This window comes from Bacteroides sp. BFG-637, assembly GCF_024793605.1.
GTDB lineage: Bacteria > Bacteroidota > Bacteroidia > Bacteroidales > Bacteroidaceae > Bacteroides > Bacteroides vicugnae.
The window spans coordinates 1,285,639-1,311,647 of record NZ_JANUPD010000002.1 but is presented as its reverse complement, the minus strand read 5'-3'; the positions used below and the strand labels follow the sequence as shown (position 1 = coordinate 1,311,647).

The 26,009-nt window shown below is 41.2% G+C and carries 18 protein-coding genes and 3 pseudogenes; 12 read left to right on the top strand and 9 right to left on the bottom strand.

Going from position 1 to position 26,009, the window contains the following annotated elements:
- From NXX38_RS05625 to NXX38_RS05615, 3 genes are all read right to left on the bottom strand, one after another.
- Window positions 1-3,234, bottom strand: a complete 3,234-nt coding sequence (locus NXX38_RS05625; protein ID WP_409012880.1) for a SusC/RagA family TonB-linked outer membrane protein — start codon at window positions 3,232-3,234, stop codon at window positions 1-3.
- A gap of 210 nt (window positions 3,235-3,444) precedes the next feature.
- Window positions 3,445-4,392: a FecR family protein gene (locus NXX38_RS05620; RefSeq protein ID WP_258978760.1), complete on the bottom strand. Its 948-nt coding sequence runs from the start codon at window positions 4,390-4,392 to the stop codon at window positions 3,445-3,447.
- Between the two features lie 56 nt (window positions 4,393-4,448).
- Window positions 4,449-5,042 carry an RNA polymerase sigma-70 factor gene (locus NXX38_RS05615; protein WP_258978759.1) on the bottom strand — a complete coding sequence of 198 codons (594 nt, stop codon included), beginning with the start codon at window positions 5,040-5,042 and terminating at the stop codon, window positions 4,449-4,451.
- 215 nt (window positions 5,043-5,257) lie between these two features.
- Here NXX38_RS05615 and NXX38_RS05610 point away from each other — a divergent pair.
- Window positions 5,258-6,219: pseudogene (locus NXX38_RS05610) on the top strand (glycoside hydrolase family 18 protein).
- 117 nt (window positions 6,220-6,336) lie between these two features.
- On the opposite strand, the gene NXX38_RS05605 reads toward NXX38_RS05610, so the two are convergent.
- Window positions 6,337-10,455 (bottom strand): two-component regulator propeller domain-containing protein, encoded by a 4,119-nt coding sequence (locus NXX38_RS05605; RefSeq protein ID WP_258978758.1) that lies wholly within the window; start codon window positions 10,453-10,455, stop codon window positions 6,337-6,339.
- 190 nt (window positions 10,456-10,645) lie between these two features.
- On the opposite strand from NXX38_RS05605, the pseudogene NXX38_RS26700 reads away from it, so the two are divergent.
- The 6 genes and pseudogenes from NXX38_RS26700 to rhuM all read left to right on the top strand — a co-directional run bounded on the left by NXX38_RS26700 (window position 10,646) and on the right by rhuM (window position 20,172).
- Window positions 10,646-13,778, top strand: a pseudogene (locus NXX38_RS26700) (SusC/RagA family TonB-linked outer membrane protein).
- A 15-nt stretch (window positions 13,779-13,793) separates the two neighbouring features.
- Entirely contained in the window at window positions 13,794-15,644 is a 1,851-nt protein-coding gene (locus NXX38_RS05590; protein ID WP_074637502.1) for a RagB/SusD family nutrient uptake outer membrane protein, read from the top strand.
- A 12-nt stretch (window positions 15,645-15,656) separates the two neighbouring features.
- Window positions 15,657-16,331, top strand: a complete 675-nt coding sequence (locus NXX38_RS05585) for a DUF3823 domain-containing protein (RefSeq protein ID WP_074556561.1) — start codon at window positions 15,657-15,659, stop codon at window positions 16,329-16,331.
- 77 nt (window positions 16,332-16,408) lie between these two features.
- The gene (locus tag NXX38_RS05580; RefSeq protein ID WP_258978755.1) at window positions 16,409-17,407 is read left to right on the top strand and encodes a family 43 glycosylhydrolase; all 999 of its coding nucleotides are present in this window, start codon (window positions 16,409-16,411) and stop codon (window positions 17,405-17,407) included.
- A gap of 84 nt (window positions 17,408-17,491) precedes the next feature.
- Window positions 17,492-19,084, top strand: a complete 1,593-nt coding sequence (locus NXX38_RS05575) for a glycoside hydrolase family 30 protein (RefSeq protein ID WP_258978754.1) — start codon at window positions 17,492-17,494, stop codon at window positions 19,082-19,084.
- A gap of 110 nt (window positions 19,085-19,194) precedes the next feature.
- Complete coding sequence (rhuM, locus tag NXX38_RS05570) at window positions 19,195-20,172, top strand: RhuM family protein (protein ID WP_258978753.1); 978 nt, start codon at window positions 19,195-19,197, stop codon at window positions 20,170-20,172.
- Window positions 20,173-20,353: 181 nt separating this feature from the next.
- Here the strand turns inward: rhuM and NXX38_RS05565 are convergent, their stop codons facing one another.
- Entirely contained in the window at window positions 20,354-21,010 is a 657-nt protein-coding gene (locus NXX38_RS05565) for an HU family DNA-binding protein (RefSeq protein WP_148366840.1), read from the bottom strand.
- 1,171 nt (window positions 21,011-22,181) lie between these two features.
- The gene (locus NXX38_RS05560) at window positions 22,182-22,310 is read right to left on the bottom strand and encodes a hypothetical protein (protein WP_004301204.1); all 129 of its coding nucleotides are present in this window, start codon (window positions 22,308-22,310) and stop codon (window positions 22,182-22,184) included.
- Between the two features lie 71 nt (window positions 22,311-22,381).
- Between NXX38_RS05560 and NXX38_RS05555 the strand changes: the two genes are divergently transcribed.
- The 4 genes and pseudogenes from NXX38_RS05555 to NXX38_RS05540 all read left to right on the top strand — a co-directional run bounded on the left by NXX38_RS05555 (window position 22,382) and on the right by NXX38_RS05540 (window position 23,481).
- Window positions 22,382-22,675, top strand: a complete 294-nt coding sequence (locus NXX38_RS05555; protein ID WP_004301205.1) for a hypothetical protein — start codon at window positions 22,382-22,384, stop codon at window positions 22,673-22,675.
- 18 nt (window positions 22,676-22,693) lie between these two features.
- A complete protein-coding gene (locus NXX38_RS05550) occupies window positions 22,694-22,870 on the top strand; it encodes a hypothetical protein (RefSeq protein ID WP_004301206.1) in 177 nt (58 codons plus the stop codon).
- Between the two features lie 11 nt (window positions 22,871-22,881).
- Window positions 22,882-23,208, top strand: coding sequence for a hypothetical protein (locus tag NXX38_RS05545; protein WP_004301207.1), 327 nt, complete (start codon window positions 22,882-22,884; stop codon window positions 23,206-23,208).
- A 16-nt stretch (window positions 23,209-23,224) separates the two neighbouring features.
- Window positions 23,225-23,481, top strand: a pseudogene (locus NXX38_RS05540) (hypothetical protein).
- Between the two features lie 61 nt (window positions 23,482-23,542).
- On the opposite strand, the gene NXX38_RS05535 reads toward NXX38_RS05540, so the two are convergent.
- Window positions 23,543-23,857, bottom strand: a complete 315-nt coding sequence (locus NXX38_RS05535; protein WP_004301209.1) for a hypothetical protein — start codon at window positions 23,855-23,857, stop codon at window positions 23,543-23,545.
- Window positions 23,858-24,161: 304 nt separating this feature from the next.
- Here NXX38_RS05535 and NXX38_RS05530 point away from each other — a divergent pair, with 304 nt between their 5' ends.
- Window positions 24,162-24,542, top strand: a complete 381-nt coding sequence (locus NXX38_RS05530; protein WP_004301211.1) for a single-stranded DNA-binding protein — start codon at window positions 24,162-24,164, stop codon at window positions 24,540-24,542.
- An 87-nt stretch (window positions 24,543-24,629) separates the two neighbouring features.
- On the opposite strand, the gene NXX38_RS05525 is transcribed toward NXX38_RS05530, so the two are convergent.
- Window positions 24,630-24,923, bottom strand: coding sequence for an HU family DNA-binding protein (locus NXX38_RS05525; protein ID WP_256596129.1), 294 nt, complete (start codon window positions 24,921-24,923; stop codon window positions 24,630-24,632).
- A gap of 263 nt (window positions 24,924-25,186) precedes the next feature.
- Complete coding sequence (locus NXX38_RS05520; protein WP_004301218.1) at window positions 25,187-25,798, bottom strand: recombinase family protein; 612 nt, start codon at window positions 25,796-25,798, stop codon at window positions 25,187-25,189.
- Between the last annotated feature and the right edge of the window lie 211 nt (window positions 25,799-26,009).

Sequence of the window (26,009 nt, the reverse complement as noted above, 5' to 3'; positions counted from 1 at the left end):
TTAGAAATTGAGTTTTACGCTAAATCCGAGATTACGTGTAGTGGGCTGCATAAAGTAGTCATAACTTTGATAGTAGTTCGACTGTGTTGATGCGGTTGCTTCTGGGTCGAAAGGTGCCTTGCAATAAATCATCCAGAGATTCTTACCTACTAATCCGACGGTCATTCTTAGTTTGTCACGGAACCATTCTTTAGGCAAAGTGTAGCTCAGGCTCAATTCCGCCAGACGCACATTGGTGGCGCTGTATGTATAATATGCAGCGTATCCTTTCACAGTGTCAAAGTATTTTTCCGTATCTACATATCCATGATTGATAGGCACGCCACCAGTATCACGGTAGTTGGCAGTTACTTGTGAAACTCCGTACTGGTCAAGCACACTTTGTGTACCGGACAAGGCAATACCACCGAAACGAGCAGTAAGCGTCATACCCAGATTGACACCTTTGTAAGAGAAGTTGTTGCTCCATCCCATGTTTGTCTTCGGCAGGATCGAACCTAGTTTGAATTCGTCTACCGATTCGATTTCAATCTTTCCTTCCTGTGAAACGAAGACGTTACCATTACCGTCTCTCTTGATACGGTGAGTAGCATATACGTCACCGATAGAACCGCCTTTGTATAATTTTACACGTGCATCGAGATTGCCTAATTGTCCCATATCGTAATTATCTTTGGTAATTGGCTCTCCGGTCATCGGGTTAATGGAACCTTCGGTCAGCTTGATAATTTTATTCTTGTTCCAAGAGAGAGTCAGGTGGCTGTCCCATGCAAAACCGTTCCACTTGTCGCTATATCCTAATGCCATTTCTATACCTTCATTGCGGACATTACCACTTTGGATATACGCTTTGGAGTATCCGGACGAGATAGATAGGTCGGCGGTGAAAGTCTGGTTGATCGTGTTCGACTTATAATAAGTCAAATCGAAAGAAAGACGGTTGTCCAACCATTTTGAGTTCAGACCGAATTCCCATGAACGGGTCTTTTCCGGTTTCAGGTTACGCATCGGGTAAATGGATGTGGAAGACCATTTACCGGAAGCTATATTGAATTCGTATGTCGGACGTGTGATGAAACGCTCGAAAGAAGTACCTACTTCTGTATATGAACCGCGCACTTTCAGGAATGAAATCCATTCGGGTAGTCTGGCCATGCTGGAAATGACACCGGACAAACCTACGGATGGATAGAAGAAAGAAGATGCTTCGGAAAAGGCAAGTTGTGATTCCCAGTCGTTACGTCCGGTAGCGGTTAAGTAAAACATACTCTTGTAGCCGACTTCCGCATTGATGAAAACACCTTGCGACTGCTGGATATATCCCGATTGGATTCTTCTGTATTTGGCAGATGTGTCAATGTTGTGTACGGCAAAGAAGTTATAAATACCTTCCAGGTTACCGCCATGACCTATCTGCTCTTCTCTCTGGTCGTTGATAGAAGCTCCGATATTGGCATTTACGGACCACATGTTTTCGTTGAATGATTTGGCAATGTTCAGCATGATGTCACCGTAGAAACTGCTGTACTCTTTGCGGTTGTCATAGTAACCACCATAATCGCTGGCAAACTGCTCGATAGTAGAAGCGTAGCGCTTATCGGTGGAACGCATATCTGTTTTGTCATATTTCAGACGACCGGTAATGTCAATTCCGTCGATGATGTTCCATTTCAACGATGCATTGGTCATGAAACGTTTCTTTTTATTCTCACGGACAATGCGGTTCATGGTCCAGTAAGGATTTTGCAGTTCCATACTTTGAGTTTCGTACGGCCAGTATTGTTCATAAATGCCCAAACCTTCGTTGTAGCGTTCGTACATACGGATTGCATCGAAGTTTTCTCCGCGTGGGAACAGGTATAAAGCGGTAAGCGGGTTGAAATAACGTCCCTGTGCGGTCATATTTCTGTCATTCTGGAAAATCAGGTTGGCACCGAAGTCCAGAACCAGTTTGTCGTTCAGGAAACTAGCGGTATTGCGTCCTGATACGTTATAACGTTCGTATTTGTTGTTGGGCAGAATACCGTTTGAGTTAGTTGCCGAGACGGAAACATACGTCTGGTTTTTTGACGTACCAGTAGAGAGCGATACCGAATTAATGGTATTTACACCTGTGCGGAAAAACTTTTCAGGGTCATAGTTGCTGTTCACAAGGTCACCCCAGCTGGCGAATACTCCATCTTTATTTCCATATTTACTTTGCATTTTGGGTAACATGGTGGGAGTAGAGAAAGTAGTACTGCTCGATACACTGATATTCGTTTTATCTTTTGTTCCTTTCTTGGTGTTGATAAGTACTACACCGGAAGCAGCAGCATTACCATAAAGTGCCGCTGCAGCGGGACCTGTCAGCATGTTGATGGACTCAATATCTTCCGGGTTGATATCCGCAACGGCGTCACTACCAGGCTGGTCGGCTGTGATACCCGTATCGGTCCCTTCGTTCACAACGTTGAACATCGGAATACCGTCGATAACGTAAAGGGCATTATTAGATTTGGTAATTGACTTCACGCCACGCATTACCACACGCGCTGCAGAACCCGCACCGGATGCCGAAGAATTGATTGTCACACCTGCAACCTTACCATTCAGCGAGTTCATAAAATTCGCATCCTTTACAGTAGTGATATCGTCAGAGCTTAACTGTTGCACATTGTAGCTCAACGCTTTCTCCGAACGTTTGATACCCAAAGCGGTTACAACCACCTGCTCCAGTTCAGTTGCTTCTTCCGACAGGACGATGTTCAGTCTCGTCTGACCGTTGAAAACAATGTTCTGTGTCTGATAACCGATATAAGAAACAGTCAGCACATCACCGACGTGTATATTTTCCAAACGGAAATCACCGTCAATAGAAGTAATGGTTCCCTGTCCGTTTTTAGTGGAGATGGAAGCTCCGATAACAGGACCGGAGGAATCATTTATTACACCCGAAACGGCATAGGATTTCTGTTGTTCCGTTCCTGATTTTTTGATAAACAAAATAATCCGTTTGTCTGTAATCCGATAATCTATGGAAGTGTTTTTCAGTAAAGAGGTTACGATTTGATTAATATCATTCGATGTCATCTTTATTGACGTCTTCTGATTAGTGTTGATGTCACTGTTGTAAAAGAAAGAATATCCACTTTGTTTCTCAATACTTTCGATTACTTTGGCAATGGAGGTATTCGTAAAGTCTAGCTTGACATCCCGTTTCACGGTCTGTGCGAGAGCAAAATAGGGAATCATTAAAAGTAATATTGCCAAAAAGAGGTCTTTTTTGAGCTCTTGTGTGGAAGTGTGGCAATATTTTTGATAAGAAATTTGGTACTTTCTTAAGTTTGTCATACTTTTATAAATTAGAAATTAAGGATTGTGACGATGGGCATCGTCATGATTTTTGCAAAGTCTCAGAAGCGGGAAAATATTGGTACTATTTTCTCGCTTTTTCTGTGTTTTTTACAGTACTATGTCATAGGCTATTCGTTTTTTAAGTTTTACAATATGGGTTATTTTAGTATTATATTTTTTTCCTTTTCGTTCATACTTGAACGGGGTGCTTATCTGCATTATTTTTAAAATAGACTCAAGCGGCTCATTGGTATAAAACTCTCCAGTAAAGGATTTTCCTATCAGCTCATCATTCATGATGATAAATTTCACATTAAACAGTTGTTCCAGGCGTTGGCAGATGTCGAGCAAAGGAGTATCTGACAATACCCATACATTCTGGGTCCAACGTATCTCACGGATGGCATTGTTTAATTCTGTGAGCAGCATATTTCCGCTGTTAACATCGTACTTCAGTTGCTGACTGGGTTTCATCAACATCTGTTTCTTTTCATTGCTTACTTCAATAGAGCCTTCCAGTAAGGTCGCTGTAATCTGCGGAGACTGCGAACTGGCATTTACAGTGAACTTTGTTCCCAACACCCTGATCTTTAATTCACCGGCACGTACAATGAATGGATGTTTCTTATCATGCTTTACATCAAAGTAGGCTTCCCCTTCCAGAAAGATTTCTCTTGAATCGCCCGAAAAATGCTCCGGATAAATCAGCTTGGAATGATTGTTCAACTGAATCATGGTTCCATCGGGCAATGGCACTTTCTGTACGATCCCACTGTTGTTGGTCTTTATGATGAACGAAGGATCTGTATCCAACATCATGTACAACCACCCGCTCATTGCAATTAACAAAGCCACCGTAGCTGCTGCGAGCCATATTCGGTACTGCTTGTTACGGCGGCGGAAAATGTCAATAGAGTTGCTGTCAGTTTGGATTCGTGTCATCAGCCGGGAGAAAGACTTTTCTGCTGAGTGTTCTTTACTTGGTCCCGGAGATCGCAGTTTGATACCGGCAATCAACTCATCCATTTCATTTGTTTTTTCTTTTTCAATGCGCATTTTTTTCTTGTTTTCTAAAGCTTTATACTATATAGAAAACTCAAGTGGTAAAACTACTAAAAGGAAAAAGAACTTTTTTTTAAAATTTTTTCTAGAAACGGTTTTATTGATTCCTTTATTTTAGCTTTGGCGAGTAAAAGCTGGCGTTCTACGGTACAAAGTTTCACGTTTAAAGCCTCTGCTATTTCGCGATGATTCATTTCATCTTCTTTCGCCATTTGAAAGATGACACGGCAACGTTCGGGCAATGAGGAGATTGCCTGTTTTACTGCTTGATGCAATTCTTTGTAAGATAATTCGTCCAGAGGATTCTGGGTAGTGATGTTTATTTGCAGTTCGGTCTCAGGAAGATCATCCCTTTTGGAGATATATCCACTTTTCAGTACATTGAGGCATCCGTTGCGTACTGCTTGATAAATGTAAGGGTGAAAATTAGGGATAGCCGTAAGCATGCTTCTGTCTTTCCACAAAACAAAAAATACGTCTCCTATAACGTCCTCGCACGCAGCTTCCGAATGAAGAAACAGCATCGCGAAATTGAAAAGGCGGTCGTAATAATGCATATATAACGTACGAAAAGCTTTCGAATCCCCTTCAGATACTAATTTCAGTATCTCTTGTTCATTGCTTATACGTTGTTTATTACTCATAGATTCTTCTCTTCTGGTAAAAGATTGTGGTTTGGCGTACAAAGAAACAGACTTTATTTTGTTTTTCCTAACGTTTTTATGAGTGGTGTTTGTTTTTTCTCTGTTATTGAGAAAACTTTATGTTGATTTTTGGAAGTATTATAGTAATTATTGAACATCTATTTCTATTTGTCATGCGTATTTTTGTGATCTAAATTCATTAATTATCAATCATTATGCTAATGCTAAGAAAAATTGTATTCTTCTTTTTTTGTTTGTAGGGTTATTGTTATTTGCACAACAAAACTATATGGTGAGTTCTTATGTGCGGGGTAATTTCTACAATCGCGGACGTATTTCTACTGAAAGTCTGCGGGCGAGTGACGACCTTATTTTCTTGAATGTTCATCCTGATAAAGATGGATCGCTTTCATTCGAGAACCCACGTGCATTTCAGGGAAAGGGGGTGACAACTTGGGAAGGATTGATTAAATCGGTTCGTGCAAAAGTAAAAGGAACAAAAGCGAAAATACGTTTAGGAGCTTCCAGTGGTGAATGGAAGGCAATGGTGGCTGATGAGACTGCTCGTACGGCATTTGCAAGAAACATAAAGAAAGTGCTGGAAAAGAATAAATTGGATGGCATTGACCTTGACTTTGAATGGGCGGAGAATGAGAAAGAGTATGAAGATTATAGTCTGGCTATCGTGAAGATGAGGGAGGTGTTGGGCGATAAGTATATTTTCAGTGTTTCTTTGCATCCTGTTTGCTATAAAATTAGCAGGAAAGCTATTGATGCAGTTGATTTTATTTCACTTCAATGCTACGGTCCTTCGCCGGTTCGTTTTCCGGTAGAGAAATATGATTCGGATATTCAGATGGTATTGAAGTATGGTATTCCCAAAGAGAAACTGGTAGCGGGAGTTCCTTTCTATGGTGTGACAAAGGATAATTCAAAAAAGACAGAGGCTTATTTCTGTTTTGTACAAGAGGGATTGATTACTGAGCCTGCACAAAATGAAGTAATATATAAGGGAGAGAAATATGTGTTTGACGGACAGGACAATATCCGCACTAAGACCCGTTATGCGATGGAGCAAGGACTAAAAGGCATGATGAGTTGGGATTTGGCCACGGATTTGCCGTTGGATGATTCTAAATCATTGCTCAAAGTGATGGTTGAAGAATTAAGGAAATGACCTCCCCTACAGGTCGCTGAATTTCCTATTGGGAGGTATCAGAAGAGATTCTTCATTATCGTTCTGAATAATAGAACAACATGAAGGCAGATTCTACTTCTGATACATCTCCCTTTCTCAAGATTGTTTAATTTGCTTCAGGTAATCTGAAGGAGAGAGCCCAAATTCTTCCTTAAAGCATTGACGGAAATATCCCGTACTGTTCATTCCTACTTTGTAGGCTATTTCAGAGATATTGAACTTCCCTTCAAGCAGCAAACGTTCTGCATTCTTCATTTTCACTTTTCGGATATATTCGTTGGTCGAGAGTCCTGTAAGTGCTTTCATTTTCCGGTAAAGAGTGGAACCGCTCATGCACATTTTATCAGATAGATAGTTAATATCAATCTTCTCTGAAGAAAGGTTTTCCTCGATTAACAGGGTAATTTTTTCGATAAACTCATTATCTAATTTGCTCAAAGCTTCGGCAATTACTATACGCTTTTCACTTAAATCTATTTGACTTCCCGGAGTAGATTGCGCCTGGAATTGGGCTACTAACTTTTTCCTTGAATCGAGCAGATTATTGATTCGGCTACGTAACAGAGAAGCACTGAAAGGTTTCGTCAGATAAGAATCGGCTCCTACTTCATATCCTTCTTCTTTATCTTGGAGAGAATCTTTGGCTGTCAGCAGAATAATAGGAATATGGCTGGTGCGCACATCATCTTTTAATTGCTTGCATAAAGTGATGCCATCCATCACAGGCATCATAATGTCGCTGACTACAATATCGGGGATACGGCTAAGAGCTTGTTGCTTACCTTCTTCTCCGTTGTTGGCCGTGATTACCTCAAACGAGTCGGTGAAGGATTCAACTATATATTTCTGTATTTCTTCATTGTCTTCTACAATCAATAGGATTGGTTTACTGGTATCTAATGTCGCTTCTTGTGAATATTCCAGTTCCGTATTCTGGTTCATCTCTTCTTGAACCGGTTCCGTTGAGTCTGCGTGTAAGGCATTGGGGTAGATATTATCCGTCAGTAAACTGATATAGAACGTACTTCCTTCATTTTGGATGCTTTCTGCACGAATTTCCCCTTCATGTAAGGTGACGAGATTCTTCACCAAGGCCAGTCCGATACCTGTACCGGATGCCTGATGCTTGCCGCTTTCCTGATAATAGCGGTCGAAAATATGTGGCAGGGCCTCGGCGGAAATTCCGTACCCTGTATCACTGACTTTTATTTCCGTATAAGCTACCTCATTACGCATGGTCTGATGCAAACTTAGCGTTACGCACCCTTGTTCTGTATATTTGATAGCGTTGGAAATCAGATTGTCCAAAACAATCGTGATGATTTCTTTATCGAAGAAAAGAAACATTTCTTCTTTTTCTATCTGAATCCGGAAATCTATTTTGGTATTTTGATTTAATTCTTTGTATTTAAGCCCTATTTCATAAATCAGAGGGGCAATGTTTCCTTTGCTGACACACAATTTCTTGTTTTGTGTCTCCGTCTTTCGGAATTCCAGTATCTGATTGATCAGATTGAGCAAACGTAGTGCGCTCTGATGGATAACTGATAGTTTCTGGGCTTGTTTTGCAGGAAGTGATGCTTCTTTTTGCATATCTTCGAGAGGACCGAGGATTAAGGTCAACGGTGTACGCAGCTCATGCGTGATATTGGTATAGAAACGCAAGCGTTCCTGATTTAACTCCTGTTCCTGCTCATGGTTTTTCTTTTCCAACGTATAGAGACTCTCCAGATCTAACTTCTTTTTGTAAGCATGCAAGATAAGATAAGTGATGCTGATAGATACCAAGATGTAGATAAGTTTTGCCCACCACGTCAACCAGAGAGGAGGATTGATACGGATGGTCAGGGAAGTGGCTTCTTCCGGCCATTTTTGATTATGAATTCGTGCTTTGATAAGGAACTCATATTTTCCCGGAGGAATGTTTCGGAAAGTGACACTATTATTTTCGTTGACGGTATACCAGGAATTTTCGAGTCCTTTCAGCATATACACATATTCTACCTGATTGACAAGTGAGTAGTTTTGTACATTGAATGTCAATCCGAAGCTATTTTGTGCATGACTCAACTCAACGTTTTGTCCTTTGGAGAGATTGATAATCATGTCATTGTTTTCCAGATTACTCAACCGTCCCAGTATTTTCATCTCTGTGACAACTGCTGCCGGGGCCGGTTGTTCATTCATAGTAATGTCTGGATTGAAACAACATACTCCATTGATAGAACCGAAATAAATCTGTCCATTCTTGCTTTGTGTGACACAACTGCTTGAAAAACTTCCTGCCGGAACATCGTCAGAGTGGTCATAGTTATAAAAACAGCCTTTATTCGTGACATAACAACTGATACCTTTATTATTGCTAAACCAGATATTCCCTTTTTTATCTTCTGTTATGGCACAAATATTCGTATTGATCAGCCCGTCTTTCCGTTGGTAAGTTTTGTAATTCAGCTCATCAGTCGACAGGAAACAAACTAATCCTTCCCCCGTTCCTATCCACATTCTTTTTTGTTTATCCTGTATGATCTGATTGATGGTGTTAGAACAAAAGCCATCTCTTTGAGTGAACGTCTTGATTTTCTGTAAGTTCGGGGTGTATATGCCAAGTCCGTCTCCGAAAGTTCCAATCCAAAAACGTCCTTTCTCATCTTGAGCTATAGAACGTATAAAATCACTGTGCAGTTCGCTATTATCTGTATTGTAATGTTGGATAATTTTCATGGTGAGAGGATTTAATACAACAATTCCTCCACTATATCCAACCCAAATGTTATGTTGGGCATCTTCATAGATCGTACGGACGTCTAGATTAGATTGTCCCATGAGGGAGATGGAACGGAATCTTTTATTCCGGCTATCATAATAGCTGATTCCTCCTTGGTAGGAACCGAACCATAAATTCCCTTTTGAATCCTGTAAAGAAGCTAATATAAAATTTGAAGGAATATCTCCACTCTCTTTCTTATAAATGGCAATCCGTTTCTCTCCTTCAAATACATTAATACCTCCTCCGTCTGTTCCGATCCAAATCCGTCCTTGTCTGTCCATACAAAGACTGCTGGCTACTTTGTTGTTCAGGCTGTTTTCATTGTTTGGAATCGGGGAATAGCTTAATGTGGTGAACAAAGGAGGTTTGCTACTAATAAAGTTGATGCCTCCTCCCCATGTTCCTATCCAGATATTGTCGAAAGAATCCTGAAATATACATCGAGCGCTTGCATTAGAGAGGCTTCGACTATCATCACCCTCCTGTATGTATTCAATAGAAAGCTCCTCTGGTGAGAGAAACATACCTTGCTTCAGGTTTAATATGGCAATGCCATTGAGCTCTGAAGCAATCCAAAGTCTATTATCTTTTAATTGCCGGATGGATAATATGCGACTGCATAAAGTAGCATACTTGTCATTCTTGTTATTTCTGAATGTGATAAAGTTATCATTGGCAGCATTATATAGAGCCAGTCCATTATTCGTTCCTAACCAGATGTTGCCGTTTGCATCTTTTATGATACAAAACACATCATTACCGGGCAAGCTTGTCGGATTTCCCGTTTCATTCTGGAAATTCTTTACACTTTTGTCTTTGAGAGAAAAAATACTGAATCCGCTTCCGACATGGCCGATATACAAATTGTTGTCTCCTCCGTCCAATACTGTCCATGTCTGATTGGAGGGCAGACTAGGCACCGTACTCCTATTATAATGTGTGAATTGCCCGTTATTAATATTTAGATATTCTATACCTCTATAATAGGTGCTGACCCATAAACCATCGTCGTTTTGGGTGGAAGGAGAGATGTCCGTTACGTCATTTGTAATCAGGCTGTGTGGATTTTCCGGGTTATGTTGGTAGGCAGTAAATGTTTGTTCGTCATAATTGTATGCATTTAGTCCGTCTCGCTGAGTGGCTATCCAAATGATGGGACGTTTGGAATCAGCATACACCCGGTTGAGTTCGTTGCCGGTGATTCCCTGATTGTTATGTGGCAAATCATTTTTATAATAAGTAATGAAGCGGGTACCGTCAAACTTATTAAGTCCTTCTTCTGTAGCAAACCATAAAAAGCCTTGTTTATCCTGTGTAATACTGACTACATAATTGTTGGATAATCCTTGTTCTATCCCCAGTTTTTTTACAGAATGAGACTGGGCTGTCAATTGAAGAATAGACAACAAGGATAAAAATAAAGTAGAAGCAATGTGTTTTTTCATAACTCGTGCTTATTTGTTTCAATTACCAGTTCAAAAATAAGAATAAATATTTTATTTAGAGTGTGTAAATCGTGCAATGAATGATTTGCATAGCTCTTCTGCATGATTTTTGCTTAATTGATTTATATCAATACTCTATATTTGCATCGGAAAAAACAACAAAAAATGTTTAATCTTTAAATTCTAATTTATGAGGTATGTAAGAATCTTATGCATGTGTGTCATACAGTTGCTTCTGTCAGCTGCAGCATTTGCACAAACACAAGTTACAGGACATGTGGCCGATGTGAGAGGAGATGATATCATTGGTGCCAATGTTACTGTCAAAGGAACTTCTAATGGAACCATTACGGATATCGATGGTAATTTCACAATTAATGTAGATAGTAAAAATGCCGCATTGGCAATTTCGTTCATCGGTTATAAGACTAAAGAGGTGAAGGTGGATGGAAAGACACATCTTCAAATCGTTCTTGAAGAAGATACGGAAACCTTGGATGAAGTTGTGGTGGTGGGTTATGGTACACAAACCAAGAAAAGTCTGACCGGAGCCATCAGTGATGTTAAGTCTGATGCGTTGACGCGTTCTGTTTCTACGACTACTGCGGGAGCTTTATCCGGTAAGATAGCAGGTGTGTCTACGCGTGCTGTGGATGCCCGTCCGGGTAGAGGCATTAATCTTGAAATTCGTAATATGGGTAGCCCCCTGTTTGTAATCGACGGCATTCCTTACGGAGGAATGAACAGCCGCGACTGGTTGCAGGCATCGGATGTTTCCGGTAGCGATGTGTTTAATGCTCTGAATATCGAGGATATCGAGAGTATCACTGTCTTGAAGGATGCTTCTGCTGCTATTTACGGTCTGCGTGCATCAAATGGTGTAGTTCTGGTAACTACCAAGAAAGGTAAAAAGAATGATAAAGTAAGCATCAATGTCAATGGATACTATGGTTGGCAGAATCTGACCCGTTTCCCCGAATTGGCAAATGCAGGACAATATGTAAGAGGTTTGGCCGAAGCAGCACAGAATAGAGGTGAAGATCCAAGCAAATTATATAGTCCCGAAGAACTTGCTAAATGGGAAGCTGGTACCGAACCGGGATATAAGAGCTATGACTATTATGATATGGTAATGAGAAAAAATGTGCCTCAATACCACATCAATGCGAATGTGACAGGTGGCTCTGAAAAGACCAACTATTATCTTTCTGTAGCTCATACCGGACAAGATGCGATGATGCCTGACTTTAAATATGAGCGTACCAATCTTCAGTTGAATATTGATACTAAGATAACAGACCGTTTTACAATAGGTGCACAGATTAGCGGTAAGTATGAAAAGAGTGAAGACGTAGGTTTGCCGGGTGGTGACGGTTATTATTCGGCTATATTGGCTATGTTTAAAATGCAGCCTATCGAAAGCCCTTATGCCAATGATAATCCGGAATATATCAATAATGTACATGAGAATGGTTACAATCCGGCTGCATTCAGTCGTGACATTGCCGGTTACAAAGATAATTTGACTCGTAATGCCAATATCAATGCTTATGCGCAGTATGATTTCTCTTTCGGTTTGACTGCAAAAGCTACGTTCTCGTACAATTACACCAACAGTCGTTTTGACGGTTATCAATATGCTTATCAAATCTATACATACGATAAGGAGAAAGATACTTATAACGGAACATCTGCCGCAGGACGTTGGAGAAATCAAATAGATCGTAGTGTGCCTGCGCGTTATATGCAATTGCAACTGAATTATGCAAAACAGATTAAAAACCATAATATTTCGGCGGTTTTGGGTTATGGAAGCCTCCGATTATGATTGGACTAAGAAAACTTATGGTACAGAACCTTCTACTGACTATCTGCCGTTATTGCAGTTTGATGAGCTCAACAGTTTCGCTGATGAATGGAGTTACGAAGCGCGTGCCGGATGGATTGGGCGTATCAATTACGACTTTGCCCACAAATATCTGATTGAATTATTGGCTCGTTATGACGGTTCTTATCTCTATGCAGCAAATAATCGTTGGGGATTCTTCCCGGGTGTATCTATAGGTTGGAGAATCTCGGAAGAGAAATTCTTTGAAAAGTTGAGACCTGTTGTAGATGATTTGAAGATTCGTGCTTCTATTGGTCAGACAGGTACAGAAAAGGATGTAAAACTGTTTGATTACTTGAGTGGTTATACGTGGAATAATGGTAATGCTGTATTGGATGGTGAACTGGTGACCGGATTGAACCAGAGAGGATTACCTATTACCAACTTATCCTGGACGAAGAATACAACATCGAATATCGGTTTTGACCTGACTATGTTCAATAATCGTTTGAAGGTAACCGCCGATGCTTTCCGCAAGGATATTACCGGTGTACCGGCTGCCCGTTATGATGTATTGCTTCCGAGTGAAGTGGGATATACATTGCCTAATGAGAACTTGAACAAACAAGCATATATCGGTGCGGAAGGTATGGTTACATGGACCGACCATATCGGTGATTTGAACTATACCGTAAGCGGTAACTTTACTTTCTCACGTTACAAGAGCATTGAGACTTATAAACCGCGTTTTAATAACTCTTGGGATGAATACCGCAATTCTGCGGAAGGCCGTTGGGGAGGTATCTATTGGGGATATCAGGTAATTGGCCAGTTCCAGTCGGAAGAAGAAATTCGTAATTATCCGGTAAATTTGGATGGAAATAATAACCGGACACTGCTCCCCGGTGACTTTATCTATAAAGATGTAAATGGTGATGGTATTATCAACAGTATGGATGAGCGTCCTATCGGTTATCCGGAAGGTTGGGCACCTATTATGTCGTTTGGTGGTAATATCGGTTTGGCATGGAAGGGGATTGACTTGAATATCGACCTTTCCGGTGGGGCTATGCAAGGATGGAGACAAAACTATGAATTGGCTAATGCATATCATGGAAATGGAAACTCACCGGTTTATTTATTGGAAGACCGTTGGCATCGTGCCGACTTGTACGATCCGGAAAGTGAATGGATACCGGGACGTTATCCGGCCATCCGTAAAGGTGAATTCAGCTATAACAATAAGAATAGTGACTTCTGGTTGCACAATGTGCGTTATCTCCGTATCAAGAATCTGGAAGTGGGTTATAGCCTGCCGGTACAACTGTTGAGACCGATTCGTGCACAGAAAGTACGTATTTATGCTAATGTTTCTAACTTGTGTTCGTTTGACAATGTGGGTAAGTTTGGAGTCGATCCTGAAATCACTGCCGCAGCTGCAGTGGTATACCCGCAACAACGTACATTCCTTCTTGGATTTAATATTACATACTAAAAAATGAACGCTATCATGAAAAGCAAATCTATAAAAATAGTTCTGTTGGGAGCCGTCCTTACTTCCATGTTATCGGGTTGTGGCGACAGCTGGTTCGAAAGAGATCCCAAAAATATTCTTACCAATGAGTTGGTATGGAACGATCCGAACATGATTAAATCACAGCTAGCCAATTTATATAATCGTATTCCACAGTTGCACGGTGACTTCAATACCGGTGGTATGTGCGAAACGGATGATGCTATGTACTGTGGCACGCTGGATCAGAATTATCGTAATGAATTACGTTATGGCAACGACTACGGACGTTGGTGGGATTATGGATTGATACGTGACATCAATATGTCTATTGAGAATATCGACAAATATGGAACAGATATTTCAGCAGATGCCAAGCTACAGTTCAAAGCTGAATTTCGCTTTATCCGCGCTTACGTTTATTTTGAGCTTGTAAGACGTATGGGTGGTGTACCATTGATTACAACTACTTTGGAGTATGATTTCAGCGGAGATCCTTCTTACTTACGTAATCCGCGTGCCAAGGAGCACGAAATATATGACTTTGTATACAGTGAATGTGAAGCAATCAAGTCACAATTGGGCAATAAAGGCAGTCAAAGTCGTGCCAACTATTACACTGCATTGGCATTGGAAAGCCGTGCTATGTTGTATGCCGGTTCTATTGCCAAATATAATGCGCTGAAGACTCCTAATATTGTAACGTCTGGCGGAGAAGTAGGTATTCCGGCTGATATGGCAGACGATTATTATCGTAAATCGTTGACAGCTTCGCAGGAAATCATTAAAAACGGTGGATATGAACTTTATGAGAAGGAGTCAGATAAAGGAGTGAACTTCTATAAGATGTTTGTGGACAAGACGCTGAATAAGGAGGCTATTTGGGTGAAAGACTATAAGAATCCTTTGAAAGTGCATAGCTTCGGTTATGATAATGTAGTTCATCATTTAAGAGAAGATAACGATAATTCTTCTTGCATCGGTCCGTCTTTAGGATTGGTAGAAGCATTTGATTATTTGGATGGAACTTCGGGGACCTTACATTATAAGAATGGTAATGACTATGTAGTATATGATACTCCGAGCGATATCTTTGCCAATAAAGATGCACGTTTGTATGGTACGATCGTCTATCCGGGCTCAAAGTTCAGAAATCAGGATGTGGATATTCAGGCAGGAGTAGCAGTATGGAATGATAAGACCGGTTCCTACGACTTACTGACAGACTCGAAATTAGGAAGTGCTTATGACGATGATAAAACTTTTGTCGGCCAGGACGGTCCTCAGACTAATAGTCCTAACGTGAGCAATACCGGATTTTATATTCGTAAGTTTATCAGTGAGGCATCCGGTTACACTCTCCGTAACTACGCTGAAAACTGGTGGCCTTGGTTCCGTCTGGGTGAAATCTATTTGAATGCTGCCGAAGCTGCTTTTGAATTGAATGACGAGCCGACAGCTTTACCCTACATCAACCGCTTGCGTCAACGTGCCGGTTTCCCGGCCAACAGTCTGACAAGCCTGACAATAGAAAAGATTCAGAACGAACGTCGTGTGGAACTAGCTTTCGAAGATCACCGTTATTTTGATATGAAACGATGGAGAATAGCTGATATCACCTGGAACGGAAATACAGATAACGATAAAGCGATCGTTTACGGTTTATATCCTTATCGTATTGCTAAACCAAAACCGGGAACATCAGATCAGGACAAGTACATTTTTGTAAAGACAAAATCCGAACGTTTCAAGGTGGCAAGAACCTTCCAGCAGTCTAACTATTATTCATTCATTGCTGATGATGTAATTAATAACAATCCGACGATTGTGAAGAATCCATTCCAATAAAAATAAGAGATTATGAAAAAGATTATACCTTTCTTTATTATGATATGTTGTTTGTTGGCAGTAAGCAGTTGCAGCTACGACAACTTTGAGGAACCTAAGGCTACATTGACCGGAAGAGCAATTTATGACGGTGAAGCAGTAGGAGTTAGAAGCGGAAGTTCAGAGTTTGCTTTATTCCAGGACGGTTATGCTTTGCATGGCTCTATTCCGGTGTATGTTGCGCAGGACGGAAGCTATTCCGTGTCCCTTTTCAATGGCGATTATAAATTGGTGCGTATGGGTAATGCTCCTTGGGAAAGACCTTCTAATGACACAATTTATATTACAGTGAAAGGAAACACTGTGCAGGATATTCCTGTGACACCGTATTTCTCTGTTAGAAACGTATCTTTTGCCAGAAACGGCAACAAGGTTACCGCACGGTTTACTATTAATAAAGTGGTTGCTGATGCCAATATGGAGAATGTAGGTATCTATCTGGGTACAGGTGTTTTGACGGATGAGAAACAGAAAGAAGCAGAGTTGAAGTTGGGTAATACAGTCTCACTCGGTCAGGAAAACACTGCTGAAATTGAGATCCCGAATGGTTTGATAAACGAATCCTATCTTTATGCCCGTGTAGGAGTCAAATCAGACAAATCATCGGAATATTGTTACAGTCAATCTATTAAAGTAGCATTGAAATAAATAGTATCAAGAATGTAAATACCGGAGGGGGAGTATCACAACCTGATATTTCCCCTTTTTATCCAACTAATGAAAATATGATAGTACCTATTAAACGAACTTTGATTACAATCGGCTTGATGTTGGCAGTGACGCTGCCCGCTTTCTCGTTGTCTGGTAATCCTGTGTTGCCAGGTTTCCATGCTGATCCTGAAATTTTATATTCCAACAGGACTAAGAAATACTATATCTATTCTACCACAGACGGACAGCCCGGATGGGGTGGTTGGTATTTTACCGTTTTTTCGTCTGTTGACTTAAAGGATTGGAGGGATGAAGGGATAATGCTGGATCTGAAATCAGACCAAGTACCTTGGGCGGATGGTAATGCGTGGGCGCCTTGTATTGAGGAGAAGTTGATAGGAGGAAAATATAAATACTTCTTTTACTACAGCGGTCATCCGAAAGCAGGAGGAGGAAAACAGATCGGAGTAGCTACGAGCGATTCTCCCACCGGGCCGTTTGTTGATTTGGGACGTCCCATCGTAACGGATTCACCCACCGGAAACGGTCAGCAAATAGATGTGGATGTGTTTACCGATCCGGTTTCGGGGAAGTCTTATCTGTATTGGGGAAATGGTTATATGGCAGGTGCGGAGCTGAATGAGGATATGGTTTCCATAAAGAAGGAAACAGTCACAGTGATGACTCCCGTAGGAGGTACTTTGCAGGATTATGCTTATCGTGAAGCGGCTTATGTATTCTACCGTAACGGGCTTTATTATTTTATGTGGTCGGTAGATGATACTGGTTCTCCCAATTATCATGTAGCTTATGGCACTTCAACATCACCTTTGGGACCGATTAAAGTGGCTGATAATCCAGTTGTGCTGATTCAAAACCCGGAAAAGGAAATATATGGTCCTGCTCATAATGCTGTTTTGCAAATTCCCGGCACTGATAAGTGGTATATTGTTTATCATCGCATCAATAAGAATTATCTGAAAAGTGATCCCGGTGTTCATCGTGAAGTATGTATAGATCGTATGGAATTTAATGAAGATGGGAGCATTAAGCAGGTAATACCTACTCTTTGATAATATCTTTCTTGATTTTGGTAGATGGTCAGGTTGTTTCAGGACGGAGTTGTATTGTATGATTTGAATAATGGAAGATTATAGATGAATAGGATTATAGGTAAAAAGAGAGTAGCGATTTTAGGTTTTCTGTTTGTATGTGTGGCGGGTGGATGTTCTCAATCTGTACCTGATGTAAGTTATCAGATAGAAACGGATAAGCCCTGTCAAACGATGGCATATTTCAGCGCTTCAGACGCTTGGAGTATGCAGTTTATCGGACTTTGGCCGGAAGAGAAACAAAACCAGGTAGCCGATTGGCTGTTCAGTACGGAGAATGATGCGAACGGACAGCCGAAAGGTATCGGCCTGTCCCTCTGGCGTTTCAATGTCGGTGCAGGCAGTGCGGAACAAGGGGAGGCTAGTCAGATCGCTTCTCCCTGGATGCGAGCCGAGTGTTTTCTGAACGCGGATGGAACGTACGATTGGAACAAGCAACAAGGACAACGCAATTTTCTGAAACTGGCAAAGGAACGGGGAGTCAATAAATTCCTGGCTTTTCTGAACTCGCCTCCCGTACATTATACACAGAACGGATTGGCAACCAATACCGGTCGTGGAGGTACGGCAAATCTGAAGCCGGATTGTTATGAAAAATACGTCCGTTTTCTGGCAGATGTAATACAGGGAGTGGAAAAACATGATGGCATCAAGTTCAACTACATCTGTCCTTTCAACGAACCGGACGGACACTGGAATTGGGTAGGACCGAAACAGGAAGGTTGTCCGGCAACCAACAAAGAAGTAGCTCATACTGTCCGTTTGTTAAGCAAAGAATTTGTAAGCCGGAATATGGATACGCAGATTTTAGTGAATGAATCTTCCGATTATCGCTGTATGTTCCGCACTCACGAAACAGATTGGCAACGGGGTTATCAGATTCAAGCCTTTTTCAGTCCGGATAGTGTAGATACATATTTAGGAGATACTCCGAATGTTCCCCGCCTGATGCTTGGACATAGCTATTGGACAACGACTCCGTTAAGTGAATTACGTAATATCCGCTGCCAGTTGCGGGATACCTTAGATAAACATCAAGTTGGCTTCTGGCAAACGGAGACTTGCATCATGGGTAATGATGAAGAAATTGGTGGTGGAAATGGTTTCGACCGTACAATGAAGACAGCGCTCTATGTGGCACGTATCATTCATCATGACATTGTGTATGCTAGAGCCGAAAGCTGGCAATGGTGGCGTGCCATTGGCGGTGATTACAAAGACGGACTGATTCGCGAGTACACTACTGACGATAACTTCTTGGATGGTAGAGTAGAAGATTCTAAATTGATGTGGGCTTTAGGAAATTATAGCCGTTTTATCCGTCCGGGAGCAGTCCGGCTATCCGTTTCGGCTTTCGATCAAACAAACGCATTCATCTCTGATGGCGACACCGACCAGCAAGGATTGATGTGTTCTGCTTATAAGAATGTAGACGGAACGTATGTGATAGTCGTTATAAACTATGCTAATGAAGAAAAAGAGTTTTCTATTAATGAAGGAAAGGTAGGAAATGCAGAATGGCAGATTTATCGTACTTCAGATAAAGAAGGAGAGAATTTGCTACCGGTCGGAAAAGTGAAAAGTGGAAAGATTGTTCAGATTCCGGCGCGTTCTATTATAACGCTTCAGAGTAACTAATAAAAGCAGCTTTATATTCTTTATTTCTTTTTGAAAGCTGTACATTTGTGTGTCCGTCCATTGCTACGAAGGTAATGGACGGACACAATGCGTAAATAAGGAGGCATTTTATGGACAATAGAGGAAAAATTGTCATTTATCAAACAAAGGATGGGAAAACTTCCATTGATGTGAAGTTGGAGAATGAGACGGTGTGGCTGACATTGAGTCAGATAACAGAACTTTTTGACCGTGACAAATCGGTGGTATCAAGACATATAAGTAATGTGTTTAGAGAAGGTGAGCTAGACAGAAATTCAGTTGTTGCAAAAAATGCAACAACTGCTTCTGATGGGAAGATATATCAAGTAGAGTATTTTAATCTGGATGTAATCATCTCTGTCGGCTATCGTGTAAAGTCGCAACGTGGCACCCAATTCCGTATCTGGGCGAACAAAATCCTGAAGGACTACCTGATTAAGGGTTACGCCATTAATCAGCAGGTCAAAGCTGCTCAACTGGAAGACCTGAAGAGCACCGTGCGTCTTCTTTCCAACGTCATCGAGCATAAGCAACTGACGCTGGATGAGGCTAATGGACTCTTGCGTGTGATTACCGATTATACTTACGGTCTGGATACACTGGATAAATACGATTACCAGCAATTGGAAGTAGACTCCACGACTCCTACTGAAGAATTTCGTGCCACCTATGAAGAAGCAATGGAAGCCATTCACCTTTTGCAGGAAAAGTTCGGAAGCAGTGATTTGTTTGGAAATGAAAAGGATCAGTCGTTCAAAAGCTCTATCAACACCATTTATCAGACATTCGGTGGAGAGGAACTTTATCCAAGCATTGAAGAAAAAGCCGCAATGCTTTTCTACCTTGTCGTAAAGAATCACTCGTTTAGTGACGGTAACAAGCGTATTGCCGCTTTCTTGTTTCTTTGGTTTCTGGAGAAGAACGGTATATTATATAAATCCGATGGCTCGAAGTTGATTGGAAACAATACGCTTGTGGCACTTACGTTGATGATTGCCGAAAGCCGGACGGAAGAAAAGGACGTGATGGTGAAGGTAGTAATCAATTTGATTAATAAGAATAATTGAATTTAGGTCTTATTAATGAGTGATATAGATAATGAGAGATACCTCGCTTCAAGGTGTCTCTCATTCTACCATAAAATAGGTTATTTTTTTGGGGGAAATTTATTATCAGGAATACCATTTTGCTGACGTCAGCAAAATGATCGGCAGTGTCTTCTTGGGCACTTTTTTCATACTCTTTACTTTATTGCTGTATAGTATTTGCTTCATCCTCTTTTATCTCCGCCTTGCCATAATATCCCGGCATCGGCACATAAATCGGATTATAATAAGTATTGATATTCTTCAACTTCTTCTCCTCCTCTTTCAGCCGTTTGATTTGCCGTGCGGCAGTGGTAGGGGTAAAGCCGCACAATCTTTGAAAGTCGCGACGGGTTAATACAGGGTTGCTCTTGAAGTAGTTTGTCAGCAATTTGTCTATCTCGTCATTTGAAAGGACAGCCGAATGGGGTTTCAGTTTACTTCGCTCCACATGAACAACACTGACTGACCTTTTCAGTTTGGCATCCGCTTTAAAGCTGATGTTGGCTTTGAGTTTTATCTGATTCGCTTTTAGTTTGGGCGAAGTGATAGGTTCTTGACTATTCAGCTTTATCTGGAAATAACCGATGCCATCCAGATGGACGCTTTGTCCTTCCCGAAGACGATCCCCCATAAAATGACTTAGGGATTCGAGAACTGACTTTACATCCCCTTCAGTTAGAGAAGTTGCTATCTGGATTTCTTTTGCCAGATAGTCTGTGTCAATGTGTTGGAAGTTGACTACACGTGCGTGATACACTTCCTTACCTTCCTCATCCTTGGGACGGGGAGTCTTGTACAATTCAAATTGTATTGCCATTATTTACTTGTTTTTGCCTTATACATTACTACGTATTTTAAATTTATCGTTGTAAGCCTATAAGGACATTGTTTTTTTTGTTGTTGCGAAGCTAATCGATCATCTTCGGACTTAGAGGGAGGGTGTTATATAGCTGTTGTTTGTTTGCTATCAAGCGGCTTTTATAAGTTATCCTGCCTTTATTCTTGGACTAAGGCATAGGGATAGTTATCTTCCGGTGCCTTTATCATTAGTTTCCCACGGCCGTGGAGAGATCTCGTCATGGCTGTGGTAGTATCTTTCCACAGCCGTGGTAGGAATTCGCCACGGCCATGAAGAATGAACTATATCGGTAGCAAAGATAAACTATATCAGGGAGAAAAGCAAAGTATTCCTACTTGTTGTAGGTATTTATATGCCTTGTTCTATTTGATAGATATAGGGCAAGGGAGAATTAAACTATTTTACTGTGATAACAGTGGCATTGTCTGAAAAATATAGTTATATTTGTAGCGTGTCTTCGGGAGAGGATACGCTTGTTTTGTATTGGAGATAGTGTTTTTATTATCTATTGTGAGAAATCTGGAAAATTTAGTTATATCTCAAAATTTCACATCTTAATATCTTATAAATTAACAATTTATATTGTGATGTGTTTTTATCAAGGAACAAATTAGGAACAGAAACACGAATTATCATATTTTCTTGTTTTTTTATTTGCACTACCTTTCTTTCTCTTCACTTGTTCGTACTTTGAGTATTTTTCCAAGTCATTTCACACGATTTTCATCCTCTCGCCAAGAGTGATTGTTGCAGTCATCTATGGATGAATAACCACAGCCAAAAGAAAAAAGGACAAATCTCTGTTTCTTTCAAGGAACATTGTTTTTTGCAAAGGTAACCATTTCCCTCAAAACACCTATACAGGCAGTCCAATATATCTGCCTATATTTAGTTTACTTTAGTTTAGCATATATATAAGCTAATAGACTAAACTAAACCTTTACCGAAGTTCTCCCCCTTACTTTTATATTCACAGTCAAAAGAGAAGATAATCGCACCGATATTTTCTTTTTTCGCTGCATCCCAATTTTACGGAAGTTCCTTTTATCGTAACTTCTGCCATAGGCATTTTATCCTCGCATCCCAACTTTCGGTCTGCCTGATGAGAATTGTGTCGCAAAGGTACTTGTCATGTCTTTCTTGTATTCAAGGTCACAGCCTGACGGTTCCCGACAAAATCTCCACGCTCCGCTTTGCAGAGGTCGTATTTGGTCGTGAAACCCTGCATAAAGAGCCATAACACCTTTTGAGGCGACATAATTTTCAATCAAGCCCGAAAGTAGCTGAAATGCTAAAAGAGGGAAAATAAAAAACTTAAAACTTAGGATTATGGCAAACTATGCAACAAACATTTTCTACGCAAGGACGGAAAACAAAGCAGACCTCGACAAGATAGAGGCATTCTTGGATGACACTTTTGACGGCTTTGTCAATAGACACAGCGATAGCGTGGATGCGGAGTTTACCTCTCGTTGGGTTTATCCGGAAGAAGAAATCGACAGGCTGATAGCTTCGTTGGAAGCCAAAGACAAAACTTATATCAAAATTCTGTCCTACGAATTTGCAGACGAATACGTGAGCTTCAGAATCTTCTCACAGGGTAAATGGGATATCAAGTTGTAACCCTAAAATGACAAGACTATGTACGAATACGAAAAAGATAGCGAAATTATAGGTGCGCACTGCACCCTGCTTACCCCCTATAAAGGCTACTCCGAGGGAACAGTTGTCGGCGACTTCGGCAATAAAATAGTGGTACGTCTTAGCAGTGGCAAAGAGGTGGTCGAGTACCGTGATGAAGTGATTATTTACGATTAAATCCAAGAGCGATGCAACAGGTAGCAATGAAATTCGTCCAATGGGACGTACCCGAATTAGAAAAGCTGAAAGGCTGCAGGGTTTACCAGTTACGGGAACAACTTGATAACGGAGACAAGTTGAGCCGTGAAGACAAGAACTGGATTACCCGAAACGTGAAAGAGTGCATCCATTTCAAAAGAGGTATCGCATTGATGGGCTACTTCTTTGATTTCTCCGATGTTCTCAAACGATATTTCGTGAAACAGCACGGACATATCACCGAGTATTGCGCCATTGACAAGACTGCGTTGCGCTCTGTCTTGTATGGTCGAATAGAAGACGTAGTAGAAGTATAATTAAAATCAAAGAAACATGAAAGCAACGATTGAGCATAGCTTTTGTCCTTATTGTGACGAGGTAACAGAACTCTACTTCCGTATCATCAACACGATTCTTTTCTCAACCGATGAAACGGAACTGCGTACCGGCATGGAACGCCTACAAGAAAAAACACGTCTTGATGATTATTTCGTCTTCGGCTATGGCAAGCATCACCTATGGGTCTGCCAAAGACGTCCCAGTAATCAAAAAAGATTTTCGAGCATCGGGTAATCATGGCAGAATTTTGATGATACAGGCAGGAACGGGATAATCTTCCATTCCTGCCACGCCGCATTCCCTTTTTTACATCTATCTCTCTCTTTTGGCTGCGCCATATCCTTTTGTAAAAACCAGCCATTCGTGAAAAGCTGCCGTCCGCTTTTCCGAAAAGCAGGGTTCTTTCCTTTTTCCCTTTTGTCCCCTATTCTTTCTGCCGGACGGGAACATGGCAGCACCCCGATACCCCGTTCCGCCTTTTGTCGCCACTTCGTTGATATTCCCTTCTGCGGTATCGCCACCTGTTGTCAGTTCAGTGTTCTGTTTGTAGCCACCTCTATTCAGTCCGACCGAATTACACGAAAATCCCTGCCGATTCTGCGGACTTACAGCCGAAACGCGCACCATTGTGCCGGTGGACGGATTGCTCTTTCACTTCCCCTGCAACTACGGCTTTCCGCTCATTTTCAGAATAGTTTTCCGCCGAAGTCATCATCATTTTCCGATGCAAAGATAGTATGCAGACGGGAACGACTTTGGAAGTCTTGACCAATGGCACAGCCGTACAATCTTCCTTTATCGAGCCTTCTGGTTTTGCCTACGGACAAAAATAAAGAGTATTGATGCGTCCGGCCTTGGTGCATTCCCTTAACTGCACCTACTTTTTGAGGCAGCGTAAAATTGATTTAATAACTTCTAAAAACAATTCATTATGAAAAAGATTGAAAACAATTTCGTAGTAACCGGTTTCGTAGGAAAGGATGCAGAAATCCGTCAGTTCACCAACGCAAGTGTAGCACGTTTCCCTCTGGCAGTAAGCCGACTGGAGAATAATGGCGAGGAATCCAAACGCGTTTCCGCCTTTATGAATTTTGAGGCGTGGCGTAAAAACGAGAACACCGGGTCGTTCGACCAACTGACCAAGGGTACGATGCTGACCGTCGAGGGGTATTTCAAGCCCGAAGAATGGAGCGACCAAAGCGGTGTGAAACACAACCGTATCGTGATAGTCGCCGTCAAGTTCTATCCGCCCGTCGAGAAGGAGGAGACTCCTGAAAAGCCGGCCAAACCAGCGAAAAAAGGCAAGAAATAATCCTTGCCTTATCACGACAAAAGCGGCCTTTGGGTCGCTTTTGTTTTACTCATTACGGTGTTGTTGCACCATCTGTACTTTTATACTCTACTTGTTCTCTTTTACCGCATTCAGAAATGCTTTGGCAGGTTTGAATGCAGGGATGTTGTGAGCGGGAATTTTAATTGTCGTATTCTTCGAAATGTTCCGGGCCGTCTTTTCAGCTCTCCGTTTTATAACAAAGCTGCCGAAGCCGCGCAAGAACACCTCGTTTCCCGCAACCATCGACTCTTTTACATTTTCCATGAATGATTCCACCACAGTCATCACAACCGTTTTCTCAATTCCGCTCTGCCGTGAGATCTGAGCGACAATTTCCGCTTTTGTCATATTGTTCTTGATTTTAATGAATACGGTGCAAAATTAACAAATATCCGCCTGTTATAACAATCCAAACTTATTTGTCATCCCGAAAACTGCTTTTACTGAATCCGCCGAAGACGCCCCTCAAGAGCCTGCCCACTACCAAAAATACCAACAATAAAATTATAATATCTCCCATAGGTCTTATTTTTTATAGTTATATCCAACTTAAAGATACGAAAAAATAATGAATTACGCAAGTAATCTACTGATTTTCAATATCCATATTTGATTTATAAGTTCTATTTCCGGATGCCCGGCACGCGTCCCGGTGTTCGGTTAAGCTGAACCTTGTATTTATTGAGAATGCTGTACACGGTGCTTTTACTCCGGACACCGCTCTCTTTCCAAATATCACGGATTGAATACCCATTGTTATACATATCCACGATTTTTTTGTCCCGTTCAGTTTTACTCATACTTTTTTTGGTAATCGGAATACTGATACTCTGCTGCAGGCGTATAATCTTATCTGACGACTTCCGCAAAACAGCCACTTCCTCCGGTAATGCCCCGAACATGGCCAATACTTCCGCCGGTGTCGTGTCCGGAAACAATTTGTTGTCGGTGTCAATTTTATCGTGAATGGAGATAATACGCACGACCTTGATGCGGCATAGCTCGATCAATGCCGATAGTTCCCGTAAACCACGCACGGCATTGCTGAATTTTGACACCACCAATTCGTCGCCTCTTTCAAGATTCGACATCAGTTGTTTCCATCTCGGTCTGAGCGTCTCGTGTCCGACCGATTCTTCAACCACTTGTACACACCCGTACTGGCGCATCCATTCCTTATCCGCATCAAACGCATCGTAGGAATTCGCCTCGAATATATAACCGACTTTTGCCATATCAATATACAATATTCATGATAACAAGTGCAAATATACAAGTTTTATTCGAGTATCTGAATCATACTATATTAAAAAACGAAAATCGTACATTTTTCATGTTTTTATCTTCACTTGTTTTCATTGGTAATCATACTATTAAGTACGATATTAAAAAATGCGCAAAATACGGTTTTTCGGATGCGAAGTATCAAAAATAATATATAGTTTT

What these genes read in the sequence shown, in the direction of transcription:
- NXX38_RS05605 (WP_258978758.1), bottom strand. Translation starts at nt 10,455, where the DNA reads ATGAAAAAACACATTGCTTCTACTTTATTTTTATCCTTGTTGTCTATT.
- NXX38_RS05590 (WP_074637502.1), top strand. Translation starts at nt 13,794, where the DNA reads ATGAAAAGCAAATCTATAAAAATAGTTCTGTTGGGAGCCGTCCTTACT.
- NXX38_RS05620 (WP_258978760.1), bottom strand. Translation starts at nt 4,392, where the DNA reads ATGCGCATTGAAAAAGAAAAAACAAATGAAATGGATGAGTTGATTGCC.
- NXX38_RS05565 (WP_148366840.1), bottom strand. Translation starts at nt 21,010, where the DNA reads ATGGCAATACAATTTGAATTGTACAAGACTCCCCGTCCCAAGGATGAG.
- NXX38_RS05560 (WP_004301204.1), bottom strand. Translation starts at nt 22,310, where the DNA reads ATGTCGCCTCAAAAGGTGTTATGGCTCTTTATGCAGGGTTTCACGACC.
- NXX38_RS05580 (WP_258978755.1), top strand. Translation starts at nt 16,409, where the DNA reads ATGATAGTACCTATTAAACGAACTTTGATTACAATCGGCTTGATGTTG.
- NXX38_RS05615 (WP_258978759.1), bottom strand. Translation starts at nt 5,042, where the DNA reads ATGAGTAATAAACAACGTATAAGCAATGAACAAGAGATACTGAAATTA.
- rhuM (WP_258978753.1), top strand. Translation starts at nt 19,195, where the DNA reads ATGGACAATAGAGGAAAAATTGTCATTTATCAAACAAAGGATGGGAAA.
- NXX38_RS05535 (WP_004301209.1), bottom strand. Translation starts at nt 23,857, where the DNA reads ATGGTGCGCGTTTCGGCTGTAAGTCCGCAGAATCGGCAGGGATTTTCG.
- NXX38_RS05530 (WP_004301211.1), top strand. Translation starts at nt 24,162, where the DNA reads ATGAAAAAGATTGAAAACAATTTCGTAGTAACCGGTTTCGTAGGAAAG.
- NXX38_RS05545 (WP_004301207.1), top strand. Translation starts at nt 22,882, where the DNA reads ATGCAACAGGTAGCAATGAAATTCGTCCAATGGGACGTACCCGAATTA.
- NXX38_RS05575 (WP_258978754.1), top strand. Translation starts at nt 17,492, where the DNA reads ATGAATAGGATTATAGGTAAAAAGAGAGTAGCGATTTTAGGTTTTCTG.
- NXX38_RS05555 (WP_004301205.1), top strand. Translation starts at nt 22,382, where the DNA reads ATGGCAAACTATGCAACAAACATTTTCTACGCAAGGACGGAAAACAAA.
- NXX38_RS05585 (WP_074556561.1), top strand. Translation starts at nt 15,657, where the DNA reads ATGAAAAAGATTATACCTTTCTTTATTATGATATGTTGTTTGTTGGCA.
- NXX38_RS05550 (WP_004301206.1), top strand. Translation starts at nt 22,694, where the DNA reads ATGTACGAATACGAAAAAGATAGCGAAATTATAGGTGCGCACTGCACC.
- NXX38_RS05520 (WP_004301218.1), bottom strand. Translation starts at nt 25,798, where the DNA reads ATGGCAAAAGTCGGTTATATATTCGAGGCGAATTCCTACGATGCGTTT.
- NXX38_RS05625 (WP_409012880.1), bottom strand. Translation starts at nt 3,234, where the DNA reads ATGATTCCCTATTTTGCTCTCGCACAGACCGTGAAACGGGATGTCAAG.